This window comes from Bradyrhizobium cytisi (genome assembly GCF_008123515.1).
Lineage (GTDB): Bacteria > Pseudomonadota > Alphaproteobacteria > Rhizobiales > Xanthobacteraceae > Bradyrhizobium > Bradyrhizobium cytisi.
In genome coordinates this window covers 1-20,216 of the sequence record NZ_VSSR01000030.1, presented here as the reverse complement: position 1 = coordinate 20,216, position 20,216 = coordinate 1, and the positions used below count along the sequence as shown (strand labels likewise).

General features: G+C 61.4%; 9 protein-coding genes and 2 pseudogenes. 7 read left to right on the top strand and 4 right to left on the bottom strand.

The window, feature by feature from the left end; genetic code table 11:
- The first annotated feature begins 44 nt into the window (after positions 1–44).
- Complete coding sequence (locus tag FXB38_RS19675) at positions 45–2,681, top strand: PD-(D/E)XK nuclease family protein (protein ID WP_148752643.1); 2,637 nt, start codon at positions 45–47, stop codon at positions 2,679–2,681.
- On the top strand, positions 2,678–5,986 hold the full coding sequence (locus FXB38_RS19670; protein ID WP_148752642.1) for a UvrD-helicase domain-containing protein: 3,309 nt from the start codon (positions 2,678–2,680) through the stop codon (positions 5,984–5,986). The genes FXB38_RS19675 and FXB38_RS19670 overlap by 4 nt, the downstream gene beginning before the upstream one ends.
- 591 nt (positions 5,987–6,577) lie before the next feature.
- On the opposite strand, the gene eruA is transcribed toward FXB38_RS19670, so the two are convergent.
- A complete protein-coding gene (gene eruA, locus FXB38_RS19665; RefSeq protein WP_148752641.1) occupies positions 6,578–10,585 on the bottom strand; it encodes an NACHT domain-containing antiphage protein EruA in 4,008 nt (1,335 codons plus the stop codon).
- 246 nt (positions 10,586–10,831) lie between these two features.
- Positions 10,832–12,130, bottom strand: a complete 1,299-nt coding sequence (locus tag FXB38_RS19660; RefSeq protein WP_148752640.1) for a Swt1 family HEPN domain-containing protein — start codon at positions 12,128–12,130, stop codon at positions 10,832–10,834.
- A gap of 667 nt (positions 12,131–12,797) precedes the next feature.
- Between FXB38_RS19660 and FXB38_RS19655 the strand changes: the two genes are divergently transcribed.
- From FXB38_RS19655 to FXB38_RS19645, 3 genes are read left to right on the top strand one after another with little or no spacing between them, the layout of a single operon-like run.
- Complete coding sequence (locus FXB38_RS19655; RefSeq protein WP_148752639.1) at positions 12,798–14,651, top strand: coiled-coil domain-containing protein; 1,854 nt, start codon at positions 12,798–12,800, stop codon at positions 14,649–14,651.
- Positions 14,632–15,537: a sensor histidine kinase gene (locus FXB38_RS19650; protein WP_148752638.1), complete on the top strand. Its 906-nt coding sequence runs from the start codon at positions 14,632–14,634 to the stop codon at positions 15,535–15,537. The genes FXB38_RS19655 and FXB38_RS19650 overlap by 20 nt, the downstream gene beginning before the upstream one ends.
- A complete protein-coding gene (locus FXB38_RS19645; RefSeq protein ID WP_148752637.1) occupies positions 15,516–16,979 on the top strand; it encodes a phosphotransferase in 1,464 nt (487 codons plus the stop codon). The genes FXB38_RS19650 and FXB38_RS19645 overlap by 22 nt, the downstream gene beginning before the upstream one ends.
- A gap of 24 nt (positions 16,980–17,003) precedes the next feature.
- On the opposite strand, the gene FXB38_RS19640 is transcribed toward FXB38_RS19645, so the two are convergent.
- Positions 17,004–18,599 (bottom strand): hypothetical protein, encoded by a 1,596-nt coding sequence (locus tag FXB38_RS19640; protein WP_148752636.1) that lies wholly within the window; start codon positions 18,597–18,599, stop codon positions 17,004–17,006.
- A 329-nt stretch (positions 18,600–18,928) separates the two neighbouring features.
- Positions 18,929–19,501, bottom strand: a complete 573-nt coding sequence (locus tag FXB38_RS19635; protein ID WP_187435002.1) for a site-specific integrase — start codon at positions 19,499–19,501, stop codon at positions 18,929–18,931.
- Between the two features lie 72 nt (positions 19,502–19,573).
- On the opposite strand from FXB38_RS19635, the pseudogene FXB38_RS19630 reads away from it, so the two are divergent.
- A pseudogene (locus tag FXB38_RS19630) lies at positions 19,574–20,007 on the top strand (FAD-dependent oxidoreductase); the annotation flags it as partial.
- A gap of 113 nt (positions 20,008–20,120) precedes the next feature.
- Positions 20,121–20,216 (top strand): annotated as a pseudogene (locus tag FXB38_RS43885) (4-hydroxybenzoyl-CoA thioesterase); the annotation flags it as partial.

The following is a 20,216-nucleotide window of genomic DNA, read 5'->3' as shown; positions in this document are numbered from 1 at the left end:
GCAAAGCCGCAGGTGGATGCGGAGCCGTCAAGGCGAAAGTGGTGATGAGGAGGACCGTTATCGTCCAGGGCGGGCTGGCATTCGCCACCCGCCGCGCGGCCGCCGCACGCGATGGCGAGAACGGTCTGCAGATCATGACGGCAACGCAATTGGCGGCGCGGCTGGCAGGCGGCTTCCTGCATCAAGTGACAGGCGAGGAGCTTGAATTTGTTGTCGCCCGCGCCCTTGATGCGGGCGGCTTCGAGGACATCGAGACCGTTCGGCATCTTCCCGGGATGACGCGCGCTGTCGCGCGAACGATGAGAGCGGCATGGAACGCGGACACCCGTCTCGCTCACGCGCCGGACGGTAACGCGCGAATCCGCGATCTTGCTCTGCTTGAGAACCGCGTCCGCGAATTCCTAGCCGGCGGCGCGCGCCTGCCGATGGATCTCCGTGACGAGGCGCGCGCGCGAATGCAATGGGCCCCCGCGGTGTTGGGCCCGGTCTCCATCATGGGGGTACACTTCATCGAGCCGGTCTGGCGACCGATCATCCATGATCTCTGCGCCATCGCGCCGGTTGTCTGGACCGCGCCGCCCGGCGCCGACACGGCCTGGTTTGCCGGGGAGGTCAGAACGGCGACCGCCGTGGCGGCGACGCCCGTCCAGGTCACGTGCGCCGATCCCCGACACGAGGTGCTCGAGGCTTTTCGCTGGGCGCGCGCCTTGATTGCCTCGGGACAAGCCGAGCCCCGGGACATCGCGGTCTGTGGCGTCAGCACCGACGAATGGGACGAGTACATCGTCGCGCTGGTGCAAGAAACCAAACTGCCGGTGAGTTTTCCGCACGGCCGGCCGTGTCTTGGCACCGCGGATGGACAGCGTTGCGCAGCGCTCGCGGATGTACTGCTCCACGGCCTCAGCCAAGCCCGCGTGCGGCGTCTGTTTGCTCTGGCAGCAGGCGAGCGAACGGCGCTCGACGCTTTGCCGCGCGACTGGCTGCGCGTGCCGCGCAGTGCCTCGCTTACCTCGGCCGCGGAATGGGTTCGGGCTCTCGACCAGCTGACCTTTCCAGATACCGATCCGCGCCCGATTGTGATGCCCCTGCTGACCTTGCTGGAACGAGGAACCGTCGCGGCTGAAGAAGCGGCGGACGCGTTCCTGCGTGGCCGTGCGCACCGCCTCTGGGAGCGGGCGACACGAAGCGCTCCAGCGGCCGCTCTGGAGCTTTCGCTGCGTAAAATCCGAGTCGAGGATGAGCGAGATGCCAGCGACTCCGTGGCCTGGGCGCCAGCGTGGCAGCTAGCTGCATCGCCACGCCCTTGGGTTCGTCTGCTTGGACTGACGGAGCGCGGATGGCCACGCTCGTCAGGCGAAGACCCTCTGCTGCCGGACCATATTGGACCGCCGGGTCCCCTCGACGCCGATCCGCCCGCTGAAGCGGACCGGCGGGCATTCGGCATCATTGCCGCTTACGCGACACAGGGCATTGTTCTTTCCCGCAGCCGTCGCAACGCGCAGGGCGGTCGGGCGGGCCCGAGCCCGCTCCTCGCTCCGGGCGGCAATGCGCTCGCCCTCGCGCGCAGGCGGATCACAGACCAAGCGGCGAGCGAATCGGACCGGCTTACAGCGCGCCCGCAAGAGATAGCCAAGCACCTCGCGACAGGCTCTGCCCTGCGATGCTGGCAGAGCTGGCACAGACCGGATTTGACTGCCCATGACGGGCTCTTGGTCGCAGATCATACCGTCATCGCCGAAAGCCTCGCAGAGATCCAGTCTCCGACTTCTCTGGCGCGGCTGCTGCGCGATCCGCTGGGCTTTGTCTGGAAATACGCTCTCGGATGGCGTGCGCCGGACGACCGGGAGCGTCCACTGATCCTTCCACCCGATGAATTCGGCCGGCTGGTCCATGAGCTTTTGCGCCGCGCCGTCGATGCGCTCGAGCCGATGCCCGGTTTCACCGTGGCCGGTGCGGAGGAGATCGAGGGCGCGTTGGAGGCGGCGGTGCGACACGTGATTGCAACGTGGCCGCTGGAACGGCCGGTGCCGCCCGAGGTGCTCTGGGTCAACACCGTGCGCCAGGCATCCGCCATGGCGCTGGCTGGCCTGACGAACGAGATATTCACCGAGAGCGGCACGCGCAGCTGGACCGAGGTGCCTTTCGGTGAGCAAGCCAATCCGCCAGAGCCTAAAAGTCCGGATTGGCCGTGGGACCCTGCGTTGCGCGTCGACGTGCCCGGTACGGCCGTCGCCATTCGCGGAAAAATCGATCGCGTCGACCTGCGCGCCGGTGGCGTCGCTGTCCGTGTCACCGATTATAAGACTGGCGAGCGGCCGGAGAATGCCGCTGAGAGAATCATTGCCGGCGGCGCCGAATTGCAGCGTGTCCTATACGCGTTGGCATGCCGCCAACTTCTGCCGGACGTGCCCGCCATTCGAACCCGGCTCATCTATCTGAAAGGTGAACCCGCGATCTTCTTGCTGCCGGATCTCAATGACGCAATTGCGCAAACCGCAGCCTCTGTCAACGCGGCCTGCGCTGCCTTGACGCGCGGCCATGCTGTTCCGGGGCCGGCCGCCGGCGACCGTCTCAATGATCTTCGGCTCGCGCTTCCTGCATCTCCTGCCTACTTCCGCAGAAAGCAGGCTGCGTTCATCGCCGCGGCCGGCGATCTGGCCCGATTTTGGGAGTTGCCATGAACGCGCTCGCCGACAGCGCCGACCGGCGGCGCGCCCTCACTGTCCTTGATCAAACCTTGCTTGTCGAGGCTGCGGCAGGTACCGGCAAGACCTCGCTGCTAGCCGGCCGTGTCACCATGCTCCTGGCCAGCGGTGTCGCGCCGCGCAACATCGCCGCCATCACGTTCACCGAGCTCGCGGCCGGAGAATTGCGCGTGCGCGTTGAGCGGTTCGTGAACGAGCTGCTGAATGGAAACGTCCCCGATGACCTAACGCTCGCCGTCGACAAAACCTTGACCGCGCCGGAGAGAGCCGCGCTGATAGCGGCGCGCGCGCGACTGGACGAACTGACGGCAACCACCATCCATGGTTTCTGCCACAAGTTGCTTCGCAGCTACGCAATCGAGGCGGGTGTCGATCCTGGCGCCGAGGTTCTCGATGCGGTCCAGACCGAGTTTGCGTTCACGACCGTGTTCGAGCGTTGGCTGCGGCGGCGTCTCGGCGAAAAGGCCGATCCGACCGATCCGGTCGTTGTGATGGCGCGACGAGACCCAAGGGAGGCTGTCGATACCCTGAAGAAGCTCGGCAAGTTCCGGCGCGACTTTCGGACCGCAAAGCCTCTGCCCCGCGATCTCGCCGAACACGCGGATCTGGAGTTTGTCGAGAGTGTGCAGGAATTTCGCCGCTGGATCGACGGCACGCGGGCTCCCGACCGGGCGCTCGAAGACGTTGCAGATCTCGAGAGGCTCGCCGCCTTCTTCGCGGGCGCCTTCGATCCTGCCCCGTCATTCGAGCGGCTCTGGGAGCTTGCCCATCCGCCTCGCGTCAATGCAATGGCCTGGCGCTCTAACGATCTGCGCCCGTATCGGCGCTTGGGGGCCTGGAAGTACGTTGCCGGCAAGGACGAAGGCACGCGCCTCGCAGAGCAGGCCGCATCCCACTATGACCGGTGCGCGGCGGAGTTTCGTGTTCTTCTCGGCGGCATCGCGACAGCGCTGGTCGCGACCTTCTCCGGCGCGCTCGATGAGCTCCTTGAAGACTTCGAGGCGTTCAAGCGCAATGCTGCCGTTCTTGACTTCGACGATCTGCTGCTCGCCACGCGCGCGCTTGTGCGCGGTCACGAAACCGTCCGGCAGGCGGCGTCAAGCCGCTACACGCGGATCCTCGTCGACGAATTCCAGGACACAGATCCGGTGCAGGCCGAGATCTTGTTTCTGATCGCCAGCGCTCCCGGCGCTGCTCCGGCCTGGCAGGCGCGGGAACTGATTCCGGGCAACCTGTTTACGGTCGGCGATCCGAAGCAGGCGATCTACAGATTTCGAGGCGCTGATGTCGCAACCTATATGGAGGCGCGCAATGCCGTCGAGCGGCAGTTTCCAGGCAATATCTTGCGGATCACGACGAGCTTCCGGTCACGCGGCGAGATCCTGGACCACGTCAATCGCTGTTTCCGCGATCCGTTGGGCCGACAGGCGCCGGGTTACGTTCCCCTCGTGTCCTCGCTTGGTCCAGCAGAGCATGGTCTTCCTTGCGTCATGAAAGCCACGATCCGTATCGGCGAGAAAAGCCGCGCGGCGTTCATACGCGACGAGGAAGCACGAGCCGTTGCCGACATCTGCGCCCAGCTCATCGGAAATATCCGCGTGCGGCGATCCGGCGGAGAAACCTCCTCGATCGTGCCCGGCGACATCGCCTTGCTCGCGCCGGTCGGCACCGAGCTCTGGCGTTACGAACGGGCGCTCGAGGAGCGTGGCCTGCCTCTCGTCTCGCAGGCCGGCCGCAACCTCTTCCGCCGCCAAGAAGCGCAGGATTTCGTCGCGCTGATCCGCGCGCTGGCGGACCCAGGTGATACGCTGGCGCTCGGCGCTCTGTTGCGCGGGCCGCTCGTCGGTCTCACCAATCACGAATTGCTCGATATCACGCGGGCTCTCGCGCCGGACGGGACAATAGATGGCCCGTCGGCTCCGAGGTTGACGTTGCAGACACTGCCAGAGCAGATCAACCATCTGCTGGCGCGGGAGACGCTGATCGTACTCCGAGATCTGCGGCGGCGTGTGCGGCGAACGACGCCGTTTCTGCTGCTGAGCGAGGCGATCGATCGGCTGCGCGTGCGGGCCACACTTGCCGCGCGAGGCAGCGACCAAGCAGCCCGCGCTCTGGCCAATCTCGACCTTCTGATGGAGCGCGCACGCCGCTATGGCGTGCGCGGCCTCAAGCAATTGGCGCAGGACATTGACGCTGACTGGGAGGGCGGTCCTCTCGGACCCGAGCCCTACGACGAAGCGCGGCTGGATGCGGACCGCGAAGCGATCGAAATCATCACGGTCCACAGCGCCAAGGGCCTCGAATGGCCGATTGTCATTCCGATCAATATGGGATCTGAACTCAGACGGCGCGAGCCGTTTATCCACCGCCGTCAGGACGACACGCTGCACTGGGTGCTGGGCGATGTCGTTCCGCCAGCGATCGCGGATGCCATCAGCTTCGACGACCAGGACAGCGCAGAGGAGCACGAGCGGCTTCTGTACGTCGCTTGCACGCGGGCGATCGAAATGCTGATCCTGCCGACATTGTCGGTACCACGCGCCAATAGCTGGGCGCACCTTCTCGATCTGGGGCAGGATGGTATCCCGGAATGGGATGCCGCGCGCTTCTCTCGGCGTCCTCCGGTGCGGGTCGCGGCAGAAGAAAACCATCAGAGCGAGGAGGTGTTTGCCGCTGAGCAAGCCGCGATCGCGGATGCGTCCCGGCCGATCCGGTGGGTTCGGCCAAGCGACGGCGACGCCGATCGCCTGGTCGAGGTTGCACGGATCGACGAGGCCGCTGACGCTGACCCCGCGGGTCTCGTGACGGTCATGGGCAGCGCAATCCGGGGCGCGGTGCTGCACAAGCTGATCGAAGAGGTATTGACGGGAGAGATCGAGGAGGCGGCAGCTGTTCTGGAAGCCCGAGCCGGCGTCCTCCTCGCGCACCTGAGCCCGCCAGAAGCGGGAGCGCTGCCCGCTCCCGCGGAGATGGCCATGACCGTCTTGCGAGCCCTAAGTCTGCCGGGCGTCGCCGAACACCGTGCCACGCTAGTACCGGAGATGGCGCTCTACAGCTCCCGTGACGCCGGCGGCATCCTGGTGGCTGGACGCGCAGACGCCGTTGCCGTCGCAGTCGGCCGGGCCGTTGTCGCCTTTGACTGGAAGAGCGACGTGGCGCCGACTACCGCCGACCGGCAGACCTATGCCGGCCAGCTGCTGCAGTATCTGGAAGCAGTCGGCGCACCGCGCGGTGCTGTCGTCTACCTGACACTCGGGGAACTGGACTGGATTGAACGATAAGGCGTTCGGGCAGTCCCGGATGCTGGCGCGACGAGATCGATGTAAGGAACTCATCCGACCGACACCACCGGACGACGACGCCATACCGCGTCATGAGTATCCACCGGCGTAACACCCTCCGTTTACAGCATATCACCAGTGAGCTCCTCGCCGTTCCGATTCTTAGACAGCAATCAATCTCAATCGCATAGGAGTTTGCAGTTTTATTCTGAGTGGTGCGCCAGACATTTCAATGACTTAGATCCGATTTGGAGAAGTCCGTTGAACAAGCGATAGCGAACGTTGGCGAACTCCGCCACGCTAATCAATAGGCCCAATTGTAGCTTATTCTAGTTTTCATCGCCGGCTAGAGTTCGTTGCCTCCGACGCGCAGACTGACCGACCGCTCGCGCAGTTAGTCGCGCACGCGCAGATGCATTTTTTGAGATTCAACCGGCAGTGACATCCACAACCAAATCTGCGAAGCTCTGTGGTCTTGTCGGAGGACTCAATTGCCCACGCGCTTTCGCGACGTAAGAGCGGACGCTACTTTGCAGAGCTCCAATGTCTTCAACGCCATCGTTCCAGGAGACAGTGCAGCTCGCCGTTGGCTCAGAAGTCGCCAGACACGTCGATGACGATGACCGCCAGGCGATAGCGCATGGCGGTTGGGGTCAGCTCGATGAGCATTCGCTCCATCTCGGCGGCTGATTGCGGCCGCTGCATTCCGTTCGGAGGCGCTGGAATAATCTGGGGTCTCTTGTCGCCGAACCAGAACACGCCGAACACGCCGAAGCCCTTGGCGTCCGGATCATGCGCGTAAAAACGCTCGAGCTGGCCTTCAATCGCTGTCCAGACTTTGGAATGGTAGTCTCGCTTCCATTCGCACATCACCTTGCCGCCGGGAATGACGACCGACATGTCTGCACGCCGGTCGCCTGCCATATGGGCCTCCGGTTCAACGGCGATGCCTAAAGGCTGCAAGGTCGGACGTATCACGTCGATAAGCGCGTCCCGGCAGGCTTCCTCCGGACGCGGCTCTCCAGGCCGATTATATGAATCCACGTTCCAGAAATATTTGAAGATATCTGTGTTCGTCCGCTGAATGCGTCGCCGCGCGTCTCGAAGCTGCGCAACCAGGAGAGCGTGAAGATCCGCTACGGTCGCGGGCGGCCCGTTGTCCAACGCTGTCACGGTTTGCGGCCAATCGGGACGCTCGAAAGAGGCCTCCCGTCGCCGCTGTTTCTGGCTTTCGTAGGCGTGGAAGATATGGAGCCGATACGACGCGATATCCGCATTATTTTTCAAGCGCTCCAGCGCTTCACCTGCGAAATCTGCCGTCGACGAGGAAATCGCATTGATAAGCCCGCGTACCCAGCCCGCCGCATCCCACGCGTTTCGGTCGCCATCCCACACGCCCGAAGGATGTGGGGCATCGGGAAAGAGCGTGCCGGTCAACGTCGCCAAGAATTCCATTTCCTGCAGGGAACGCACGGGCACTGGCGCGGACGCCTCCTGGTCAAGGGACGTGCCCTGGTCGCGGAGATCGAATACGAACGATGGATGCGCCATCGCCCGCTGTTTGACCTCGCTTTCGAATTCTTTAGGCGCGAGCGCAAATGCTGAGACCAGCCAAAGATCCCGCTGCGGCTCGGCAAGCACGTGGCCTGCTAGCTGCGTGCGACAGAGGGCGAGCAGCGCATCATGCGCCGCCGGAAGCTTTTGCGCCGTGCGCAGCATCTTAGCGAGGTCGAACGTGTAGGCGTTTGGATGCGAGGCTAGAAGATCGAGCACGGTGTCCTTGCGATAAGCCGCAAACGCTTCATCGCCGAGCAGTTCGTGTAAAGCTTCGGCGTGTTGCCCGCCTTGCCCGAGGTGGAGTTTAGCGAGTTTGATGTAGGCATCTCGCACAAATTGAGGGCGGCGCAAGGTAAGCTCCTGGCGCAAGGGCTGCACCACCCATTGCTCGGTCCCGTCGCGCTCCTCAGAAACCGGGTTGGCAACGTCGAAAATGAGTATCCCGGCGAGAAAATCATCGCCGAGGCCTGAAAAATCTTGTCCGGCACCTAACCGCTCGTTTAATCCTGCGGACAAAACATACCACCAATCGCTGTGCATCCGCTTGGCGGCCGAAGCCAAGACAGCCGCGGTGGTCGGCACATCATCTCGGGACAAGGTGGCTTTCAAGCCTTCGAGCGCGGCTTCGAGGCGCTCGTCCCCTATCCACGCCCCAAGCCGCGCGCGCGGTGACGCTGCCCGGTCCGCTTCATCATAAAATGCATAGTAGAACCGCATCAGATGCAGCATCCAGCCCGCATGAAGCCCGCTGCGAATTTGTTCAACCTCCCGGTCGAATTGCTGGCGCTGCTGTTCGCGGCTCTCATCGACATCTACCTCCGGTTCTGACGTGCGGCCCGCCAAATAATTGGAAGGTAAATTCGAGACGGTCGCCTGTGTGCGAAGGCTGGCCAGGGTCTCATCGCCGTCTGCAAGCGCATAAAGCGCTGCGAAGGCTTCGCTCGCATAAGGCTCATCGGCTTGGTAACAGAGACTGAATGAGAGATGATAAAGGAAGCCGCGCCGCTCGCTGCCAACCGGGCTCGCCAGCAGCTCTTCCTGCAAAAGGGCTAGCCAGGCGACGGCGCTAAGTTCATGAAGCAGCGTTTCGCGAAAGCGCTGCCAATGAAGCCACTGGTCTTTGTCCACTGGGATGTTGCGGAGAAAGTACTGCGCAAGAGGCAAAAGCCTTTCCGGCGCTTCGTGCATCGCGGCGCGCAGATCCCGGGCCCGGGTTTCGTTCGTGCCCCCCTTAAAGGCGGCGCGCTTGCGCAACCATGCGATCGTTCGCTCAGGATCAAGGACCGGGAGCCCCCGCCATGCCCGCACGAGAAGGCGCGCGTAGAACGAGCCTGATTCCCATGCGTGTCGATCCCCGCGCCTCCTGTCATCGATAGGCACTACGCCATCAAGGATTGCGGGAAGGTCCTCGATCGGAATGAGGTCAGCCAGCTGCCAGAATAGCCCGGCGCCACCCTTGTCCCCGCCGCGGGCCGTGTCATTGAGCAACGCCACCACCTCCGCCGCGCCATAAGGCCGGCCATAGAGCGCGCGAATGATTTCCGAACGCAGCCGCAGCCCGTCGGTTGCCCCGAGATTGCTGAATGCCTGTCGGATAGCCGTCTCGCCATCGGTGCCATAACGGAGCAACGCCGCTAGTGCATGCGCGCGCTCCGCGAAGGGTGATGCCTGGCGCACAAGAACAGCGGCAAGGTCCGGCACCATCTCCGGGACGAGGCCACCCAGCATCAATGCGTCGACCACGACCGAGCGAACGCCAAAACCGGAAGCCGGGTTGTTGAGGATGGCCCGGAATTCTTGCGTCATATCCGGACGCGATAGCCCGCCAATGGTTCGCGCCTCCCAGCCGCCCGACCGAAACCACGGGTTTTGCGCGGACAGGCGGTCGAGGGCGCGAACGAGACTGACGCAGGTGGATGGTGATAACCCCGCCGCATCGCCATAGGTCAGCACCCCATAGGGGTCGACTTCAATGAGTTCTTCCGCACGCTCTGGCAGATGTACGGTAAGCCAGGCATGCAGGCCACGCAGTTCGGCTGCGGGGTGGCCGTCTGCACCAATCAGCGCCTGGACGCGACCAAAGGGCAGGCCGGCGCGGACCCGCGCTGCCAAAAATTCGGCTGCCAGATACTCCGCCATCGTGCGATGGGAGTAATCAACCGTCTCCGCCTCGGGCCCGGCATCGAAGATGCGTCGCCCTAACACCGCAAGCACCTTTTCCTTCGGCATGAAAACAAGCGAGCGATAACCCGGAATATCCGGCGTGCCTTCCTGCTCCTTCAGGCTGATGGCCGTGATGTCGCTGATGAGCCGCGCGGCGCAAAGCGCGCCCGCCGCCGGCCTGAGTTCCGCGGCGGCGAATGAGCCGCTGCCCGCGCGGGCCCTCTCATCGTCGAACTCCTGAAGCAGCAAACTTGCCGAGGTATCAAACAGCCTACTGCGCGTTTCCGGCCAGTCGCCGGCTTGAACCGCCCGCCATAGCATGCGAAGGTTCTGTGGGTTCTCGAAAAAGTCATCGAGCCCACGTTGAGCCGCTTCATCCAGAAACGCTTCCGCGGGGGACTTTGCCCCCATCGCGGCAAGCACCGCGAGCTGTTCGGCTCGGTCGAGACTTTGCAGCAGCAGCACGGCGGTTTCCCCGTGCTGATCAAAGAAAGGCTGCAGTCCCGCAAGGTCACTGTCGCCCAACCAATCCGCGACTCGGCACGAGACCCGAACCTTGGGTGGGTTTACCTCAAAGAGCTTGGCCACTAGAGCATCGATAATGCCCCGGTCGGAGCGGCCGGCGCGTTGCTCATCAAGGCCATCGATGAAGAGGGGCTGACCCGCAAGCGTGGACGCGGGCAGGCTGAGAAAGGCCCGTGCTTTGATGAATCTCCCACCGTCCGCCTTGGCTGCGTGGGTGAAAACATGTGTTTTGCCTGCGCCGGGGTCGCCGAGCAGCACGAGACATGGCGTATCCCCGAAGTCTGAAAAGGGGCGTGGTCCCTTATCCTGTGAGCGGCCTGGCTTGGTGTTGATCTGGCGAACCGTGCGAGTCATGGCGGTATGTTACAGGGCATACCGTCACCTCGTCACGTGCCAACTAAACCAAAAACCTGCCAACAGCCATGGACCATCCGCCTCCGCCAACGGAGAGCGAACCCATGGTGGTCGCCGAGCGAAACGGCCATCGATCTGATCGCCGGAGACACCTTGAGCGGAGTCCGCCGAGGAGCGCATCTATTGGGTCTGCTGCCAGGCCGACTTTCCAGTGACGTGCTCACTGCAAGCGGCGGGGATTGATCGTTAGTACTTTTCCTCAATGGCCTTGCTGAGGCGATGCATTTCGACCTTCAAGTACATTTCGTCGTCCAGCGTGATGATGCGTGCGTGCGCGACCGAAATCCGGATAGGGAACAAACGGAAGAATGATTCTTGTACGCTTTCGCGGCGATTGAATGCGGCCGCGAAAACTCGCTTCCAGTTGTCGCTGCGTTCGATGATTTTGATGTAATCGGTGAAATCCGCATAGGCGATCAGCGGTTCATCTGCGCCGCCCCGTGCCATTGCCGCCTGTTTTGCGTTCTTCCAATTATCAAGCATGCCGGGCGGCGTCTGGTGCTTGGTCCAGGCCTCGCCGAACTCGGCCGTCATCAAGCGGTCAATAAACGCGCGTAGCTGCCGTTCAAAGCGCTGCAATCGGTCGTGGGCGCGATTGGTGCGAATAAGACCTGTTTCCTCATCGTCGGCGGCTTCGGAATATTCCTGCGCATCAAGCCCGGCAATGGTCGTGGTTTCGTCGAAGGCCTCGGCGGTGAATTCGGTCAGGTCCGGATTGAAGCCGCGCGAGACATAGAACTCCGAACGCGCGATTGCATTGTCAAAGATAGCGGGTGGAAACGAGGGTATGTTTCGCCAATCGCCAAGCGAGAGGCGCAGCGTATCCGATAGCGCCGCATCGAAGGGCGCGAAGTTTCTCAAGCCATGCCCAATCGCCTGGATTTCCGCGAAGGCCCGGGCGGATTGCGCAGTATTATCGTGCAAGAGCCACGGCGTATGCATCGACTGCACGGCCGCCCTGAAGACGTTGCTCGCCGTTGCGGCATCCGCAAGGTGAGAAGCTACGGATCCCGCTCCGAGCGCGGCCTTGGCGAGCCGGTCCATCTCGTCATGACCGGGCAAGCGGAAACGGTCGGCATACTCGGCATAGGCGCCTTTCATAGCCAGAATATCGGCGCGCATGGATGCAAGGTTGTCCACTGCGCCAAAATTGCGCAGATCGTCAAGCGGGCCCGCGAGCAGCTTGAGATGGTCGGCGGCGCCGGCAGCGAGAGCGCCTATTCCGGCCATGTCGAGATTAAGCGCTCCTGTAAGCCGTGCGGTGTCTATGATGTTAATGCCTTTGGCTGCATCCAGCAGCTTCTGGTCAATGGCTCCCAACCCGGCAATCTGGCGGCTTACGCGGTCGATTTCCGAAAACCGATCCTGCATGCTGATCGCATCGAGAATGCTCCGATGCTGCCCGAGCGGATCTGCAACTCCCGCCGCCCGCTGCATGGCGGCGTTATCGGCCAGCATGCGTTTCATGTAGTCATCGACGCTCATTGCCTACATCCACAAAGTTACGTCCCTGGAGCCAAACTATATGATTCATCGCAAAGTCCCATTCGCTCTGATGTGTGCAGCTTTAGCAAAATCTTAATCGTTCGAATGGAATCATAGCGAGTTCAATAGTGCTGATTTAACAGCTCGGGACGAGTGTGAATTCCTCGCCCCATATCGCCGGCCTGACCGAGCAGAAGCTCTTGCCGACGAAACTTGCCGAGCCAATTGATTGGGCCGGCTTCGCCTCGAAAGGCAAAACCCACTACGCCCGCGCACAACGTGCTTGTGAACGGTTGGGAAAGGATCAGTCACCGGTTGCGACTCAGCTTCCAGCCGACGTACTTTAGAACAAATCGGCAACCAAGTCGAAGTCACTCAGGGAGGATCGCGTAAAATGCAAAGGAGTTTGAATGTCGGACGAGATCGACATCCCAGCTTCGGCCTGGGGAATCAAGGCAATCTTTCCTACGCGGCCCGGTGACGAGATCATCGCGGAAATCAAGGCTTGCGTAAAAGCCTTCGGCACTCCCTATTTGTGGAGAGGCCACACGCACGCGCCTCCGCCTAAGGATGGGCCGGTTGTTTATCTCGACGAGATTCATCTTCCGTCGTCCCATTGCGGTGATTTGAACCTATGTGCCACCCGGCGTGGCATTGGAGAGTGGCTTTGTGGATTGAATCAATCAAGGTTGAGGGCGGACTCCTTCATGGATTCGATCAACGCTTTTCTCGCAAGCTTAACGTCCTGATCGGCGCGCGCGGCACCGGCAAAAGCTCCGTCATCGAGCTTATTCGCTTTTGCCTCGGGGCGCGATCGTACACGGCCGGGAGTGAGCAGCACTCCACCGAGCACGCTCTGGGCGTGCTTGGCGATGGCAAGGTGACCATCGTGCTGTCCGACGGGAAGCAACGGTTCGAGGTTTCGCGCACCGCTCAGGATACAGAAGTCGAAGATGGTGACAGGTTCGAGCCGCCATTTGTGTTCTCACAGGCCGAGATCGAGAGCATCGGCCTTCAATCGCAGTCGCGCCTGCGCCTTGTGGACGGCTTCCTGCCGGCCCGTCCTGCCACGCCAGCAAGCGCGACGAGCTCGCGGATCCGGTCTTTGACGGGGGAGATCAGGACGCTGTTGGCTGAGATCGACAATATCGACGAACGGACGGCCGAATTGCCGAAACTCCAGTCTACGCTGGCAACGCTGAAAGCGCAGGCCAAGGCGCAGACCAGCGTCCACAAGGAGATCGAGGGGTTCCGGAAGTCATTGAACGAACTCACTCCGCCGCTGGCTTCCGCGCGAGTGCGCGCCGAGTCAATCGAACGTGTCGTCGACTCGTTCACAGAATGGCTGGAGGAAGTGGATGCGGCCGTTGACCGCCATCCCTTGTTTGAGCCGTGGCCAACGCAGGCCGGCACGGCGGATGAGCTGGCTGACCTAAGGAAGCGCGAACGCACGGCGTATGGACGCATTCGGACGGGGATTGAAGAGCTGAACACGATCGCGGAAGAGCTGCGCAAGAAACTGGCTGCGGCACAGAGCCAAAAGACGGGCTTTGAGAACCGCGCACGTGATGTCCGGCAGAAGATCGAAGAAAAGCAAAAGGGTGCGAGCGCCATCGATAAGCAGATCGGCGACATCACCCAGCGCGTTTCCGTGCTGACGTCGCTGGTCGAGCTGCGGACGCAGCGCACGGCGCGAATTACAAGCCTGGAGGAGCAGCGAGAAAAGCTGCTCGCACAAAACGATGCCGCCAGGCAGGAGCGCACCAAGGACCGCGAAAAAATCGCGAAGCAACTGAATGTTGATCTCGGGCCGGCGGTGCGCTTGACTGTCCTGCCGTATTCGCAGCGCCTGGCCTATGTCAGCGCACTAAACGCCGCGCTTCGGGGCAGTGGGCTGCGCTATGCGGAGCTGGCTGATCGCATTGCCGAGACGTATAGCCCGGTCGAGATCGCGCGCCTGGCCGAGGCGCGAGACACCGACACGATTGCCAAGGATCTCGAGATTACGGACGAAAGAGCCGCGCGCCTTTGTGACGCGCTGCGCGGCGATGCAGGTGGCGCTCTCTTCACGACGATCGTCGAAGACGACATTCGGATCGCGTTGATGGACGGAGCCGACTACAAGGAAATCGACTTCCTCTCGATGGGGCAGCGCTGCACGGTGGTTCTGCCGGTCATCCTGCGCCATCTCGAGCGGATGATCGTCCTTGATCAGCCTGAGGATCATCTCGACAACAGCTTCGTCGTCGATACGCTGGTCAAGGGTATCGCTACGCGCAGCGCACGCGCGCAAACAATCGTTGCGACCCATAATCCCAACATCCCCGTTCTTGGCAGCGCCGATATGGTGATCCACCTGGAGTCAGACGGCAGTCGCTGCTTCGCGCGGTCGTCCGGTTCGACGAACAAGCCCGCCATCGTCGGAGCGATCACGACGATCATGGAAGGCGGGCGCGAAGCTTTCGCGCGGCGCGCCGAATTCTACGCAAAGAACCTGCCACATGCCGCAACGAAATCCTGACGCCTTACTGCGCAAGCTACGCTCCGAATCCGCGACGGAGCGCCTGGAGGCTGCGCGTTTTTTTGCGGCGCATGCGACAGTGGCCGAAGAACAGGCCTTGCGCGAAGCAGCTGCACGGGAAACCGTTACCTGGATCAAGAGCGCCCTGCGGCGCGCGGTCGCCCGGGTGTCGCCAACCGCGCAGCCGGCGGGTTCACTCGCCTCGGTCGACACGGACGAATTGCCAAAAGGATTCGCGGCGCAGATCTTTGCCGAAGCGCTGGAAACGACCACTGCGCAGCTCCTGCATGAGGTGGAGCCGATATTGGGAAGCCTTCGGCTTTCCGCCGAAGGCGAGGTCGTGAATTTTGCGCAATCGAACACGAAGCAGAACCTCGACCGGCTCGATGAGTTTCTGAGCGCGCTTGGCCGTTTGCGGCGGGCGGCCAGCGCGCCGAGGATCGACGAATTCGCGCTCGACGAGGCCGTCGGCCGGTGCATTGATGAACTGGTACGGCCAGAAGGCTTGCGGCTGTTGCGCGCCGGGCCGACGCCATGCGTTGTGGACGGAGACAGCAGTCTGGTCTCGCTGTCCATTAGCAATGGCTTGCGAAACGCGGTGGAAGCTACGGTTGCAGCGAATGCGCCGCTCGAGGACGTGCCGATCACCGTCTCATGGGGGGCAACGGACATCGACTACTGGCTTTCGATCGTGGATCAGGGCGTCGGCTTCAAGGGTGTGATTCAGAAAGCCTTCGACATCGGCTCGACGACCAAGGAAGGCCATCTCGGCATGGGTCTGGCTATCGTCCAGCAGTCCATGGAGTCCTTGGGTGGCCGGGTGACCCTGGTTCCCAATGAACGCGGCGTCCGCTTTGAGCTTCGTTGGCCAAAGAAGGCGGGCTGACCATGCGCGTGCTGCTCGTCGAGGATAACATTACCTTCTCCAAAGATATCGTGCGCGAGCTCACGAAGATCGCGGACTGCGAGACCGTGTGGGCAAGGAGCCGGGATGCGGCTCTAGCGCGGCTCGAGGACGGTCTGTTTGATCTCGTCATCCTCGACCGCAGGATTCCTCCGACCGATGACGGTTTGGACGACGCGCAAGAGCACGGCTGGACCGTTTTCCAGGAAGTGCGTAGCCGCATGCCGGGAACCTCGGTTTTCTTCCTGACCGGGACCGTCGACCCGGACTTTCCGGCCCAAGTGCTCAACGAATTTAGCCGGGTCGAGGACGTTCATGGGACCGGTGCAACAGAGCAGATGTATCAGGTTTTCTGGAAGAAGCGGCTTCCCGACTGCCTTGCACGGGTTCGGGCGTTCGCGGCCGCCCGCGCCGAGTTGGATCGGATCGCGGTTCAGCAGGACGCAGGCGAACGGGCCTTACAAGCCATCGAAGCGCAGGTCTTGCGAATCTTCAGTCGCCGCAACAATGGCGCAACCGCACGCATCAAGGAGTTGTCGGGCGGCTTGTCGGACTCACGCGTCCTGAAAGTCGTGGTGAGCCGGGCGGACGGCCTTTTCGTGACGTCGGCGGTCGCTAAGGTATCGATTCTTGCGATGATCGATGATGAGGGCCATCGCTACCGTACGGACATCACCCGCTTAACTGCAGGCGGATATCCGACCTTGGCCACGACGGTGAATGTCGGCGCGGCGAACCGCGGTGGCCTGTTCTTCGCGATGGTCGGCGACACCGTCGAAAGTCTCTTCGACCGGATCGTCGCCGATAGGGCAGATGTACGCGATATCCCCGCTGCCGTCCGAGCCATCGAAAGGCCTTGGTATCAAGGGAGCAACGTCGCCAACGTTCCTGTCTCGCGGATTCGCAGGCAGATCGTCGCCGATACGGACTTGCCCGGTATCCAGACGGAGCTTGGCGGGATCGATATTCACGCAGTTGAGGCTACGCAGATACCGGCCGCGCGCTGCTGCCAGCACGGCGATCTTCACTGTGCGAACATTGTCTTTGATCAACGCGGGGTCGCAATGTTGATCGATTTCGGTGACGCAGGCCATTCTTTTGCGTCGGTCGACCCGGTGACATTGGAGCTGAGCACGATCTTCCATTTGCAGGCGGCGCGGTTGCCGCTGGGGTGGCCGTCGGAGGCCCTGCTCGGTCAGTGGGGAACGCTTGATGCATATGTTGCGGGCTGTGCGTTTCCTGATTTCATTCGCGCCTGCCGTCAGTGGGCCTTGGCGGTCGCTGGATCGCCCCAGGAGGTGTCGGCCGTCGCTTATGCATATGCCCTGCGTCAGCTCAAGTATGGCGATACGAATAAGGTATTCGCGCGAGCATTGATTCGCCACTGCATTGCGCAAATAACGGGCGGTGCAGCCGCTGCCTGACGCGTGCAGCGTCACCCAATCGGATCAGTTGCCGGGCTTTGTTGTGCTCACGTCGTCGCCGTCTCTGCCAGAGGCCTGCGTCAAAAGCCATTGGACGAGATCAATCGCTTCCGCAGGATATTCAATGCCGTGAAAGACACGGAGATCGTCGGCGAATTCGTCAAACAGCTCTTTCTCCGTATTTCCCCAGCAACGCCCGCGCTCGAACCGCCCGGCAAAATCGCGTACACGTTCCCGAAAAGCATGGAAAGCTGCCGATGCGGCCGCATAGGACTCGTTTGCGATCGCGCGTTTCCGTGCCGCTTCAAAATCGATCTCATGCGTGCTGTGGGGTTGGCTGCTAACGATCGAAGCGCGGCGGTCCCCGCTACTAAGATAGGGATCGCGGATCGATTGATCCTTCATGAGGGCAGAACTGATTCCGGCGCAGTCCGCGCACACGTTGATCTGCGAGATGTCCCGCACAAAGATGTCGTTTCGGAAGTCCGGAAACAGCCTTTGCCGATTTGCGATCGTTAGGTCATCTCGCTCCAGGGTGCATTCATAGATCGATCGAATGCCCCCCGACCATTTTCCGCTCTTGCTCTTGCGCATGAGTTGGCGCTTGCTCCGCCCACAGATTGGGCAAGCCCAATCGGAAGAGATAGCAAGCCATCGCTTCGACGAAACAGGATCAACATAGGCTGCATATTCGTCGTCGGTAGGCGCGACTGCCGGACGGCGTGCCTGATCAACCGGTGCAAGCGTCGCGGAATCGCGCCGCGTCGAGCGAGCCAAAAATTCGTCGCGAAGAGTCCAGATCATCTGCGCTCGTTCGGTATTTTTAGTACCGTGTTCGAACGACCGCATGAGAAGGGAGTAGGCGTCAAAGGCGCCATTCATAATCCTGGTGCTCGCCATGCCTTGATTTTCGCGCGCCAAGCGTCCATGGACGAGATGGCCAAGAAGCTCGTCGAGGAGGGTAACGCGTGTCTGGAAGTTCTTCCGCTCAGCTTCCCATGCGGCGCGAGCTTTTTCGTAGTCGATTTCGTGATCCTTGCCGCTAGCCGGGCGGATAAATGTGCCGATTTCTTGCGCGGTGAAACTGAAGCGTGAATCGATCTCGTCACGAAATCGCATCTTCACCTTACCATCTGCTGCGTTGCATTCCGAGCAGATGAGGCAAACCTCGAAACGCGATGTCAATTCACGGACATAGTCGAGAATCATGATCGACGACTTGGGGCGTGTCTCAAGCCAATCTTTGCCAAACAGCTCCCGTATGCGAGGCCAAATGCAGTCACGCATGTGGTCGTGGTGCAGCTCCAGTTTGGCGAGCAGCATCCCTCGCTTTGAGAGTCGGAAGATATCGTTTTTATGGCGGCGACACGCCGGGCAGATCCAATACTGAGCGCACAGCGCCCAGTTTTCGTTTAGATCAAGACCCTTCGCTTCAAGGCGTTGCGCTGCGCGGTTGGTCTGCTCGCTCCATCTCCCATCCCAATGACTGAAGTGGAGCTGCATTTCCTCATCCGACAAGCGCGAAGGTCGCCAGAACAGAAGGCTGGCAAACCACGCTTTGGCATCCGGGTCATAACCGGAGAAGGGGATGTCGTCGTCCGTATCGAATACCTCGTCCATGGACGTCTCTCCAGCCAAACTGGCGGTATTAGTATGTCGGGCCGAAGCAAGGCGTCGCAGGCAGCGAGGAGCCCAGAGCCTTTTCGGGCCGCTACTTTGGCCCTTTGAGCGTCGCAATGCAGGCAGGACGGACCGATGAAAGCATGCGCTCGTTGAGCTGCCGGACTTCATCGAATTTGGGCAGTTCTGCATCCCGGGTTTCCCGCGAGAGCACTCAATCAGTCGCTTAAGTCCGTTGCGTCTACCAGTTTCGCCACGCCCGCGTACCGGGGCCTTCATAGCCCGTCCTGACTCGGTCGCCAAGGTGTCAGTCTGGTGCAGGTTTGACCTTAGTGTGGTTTGCGTCGGCTATAAGTCGACGGCGCCTTGATCCTTGCTTTGGCGGGTGCACGTGGCGGTTTGGCGGCAGGGCGAGGTTCGGCCTGTGCTTCCAGGTTTCTCGGCAGCCGCTTGACGTTGATAGCTGCAGCGCTCAGCTGGTTCTTGATATGTGACGCATAGAACTTCTCGATCATCTCGACGCTGGTGCGGCAGTCCTTGGCGATCTGATAGATGTCGGCACCTTCCATCAGGCGAAGGCAAATGTAGGTATGCCGCAGGCTATAGGCAGTTCGGCGCTGTCCCTCGCGGTCGAACTTGAGGCCTTCTTCCTCAAGGATGTTGTTGAACAGCACATGCTGGTCGTTGGGGAAAATGCGATCGGTCGACTGGGCCTTGTTGCGCTTTCGCAACCTGAAGAAGGGCGCGACAGCGCTCGGCATGCTCTTGCAATAGCCAACGCCACGCTTGCCGCGCACCTCGATCTCCAAAATACGCTCGTCGGTTTCGCGATCTTTGACCACGGTCACGTCGCGGTATTCGAGGCGCTTGGCTTCGTCAGGTCGCAGACGAGTGTTGGCCATGAAGATGATGAAGTCGTAGAGTTCTTGGCCGTGATAACGGTAACGTTCCTTTTTGGGATCATCCGCCCGTTTCGAGAGGTCCTGTCTTCATTTCGCCTCGATCCTCCGGGCGACTCGTGTTTGGCAGTGTTGGTGCGCTTGAGGGGATTGGGCAATCTATTCACCGGGCCTGGGCCCGAAGATCGTTGCACAAGCTTTTTCCACGACTTCGGGGCGTCCAGTTTGAAACCGGCTGGTTTGGCATGATTGGAATGACCTCGGACAACTTGCCTCGGCTTCACAAGCTGGACCGCAACGTCATCGCTTTTAGTGGCTATAACGGCCGCGGAATCGCACCAGGCACAGTGTTTGGCAGTGTCTTGGCTTCGTACGTATTGGGGCAGATCGTGGAGAACGATCTGCCGTTGCCGGTCACTGCCGTTGAACGCCAGCGTTTTCGTGCAGCGCAGGAAGTCTTTTATACGGCGGGCTCACAGCTTGTTCACCTGATGGACTCCTGGTTCTGATCACCCGAGCAACTCGGTTGGCACTCTTTCTTCGCAGCAGCCATTGGCGCTTGCTGCGGAGCGCACCTCTGTGCAAGACAATTGCTCCCAGAAGGGCATAAAGGAACCGCACTGTGACAGCCTCTCTTGATGGCGAAATTCGCGACGACCGCCATCATATGCAGGTCCGGGTCTATTTCGAAGATACCGACTCCGGCCAGATTGTTTAT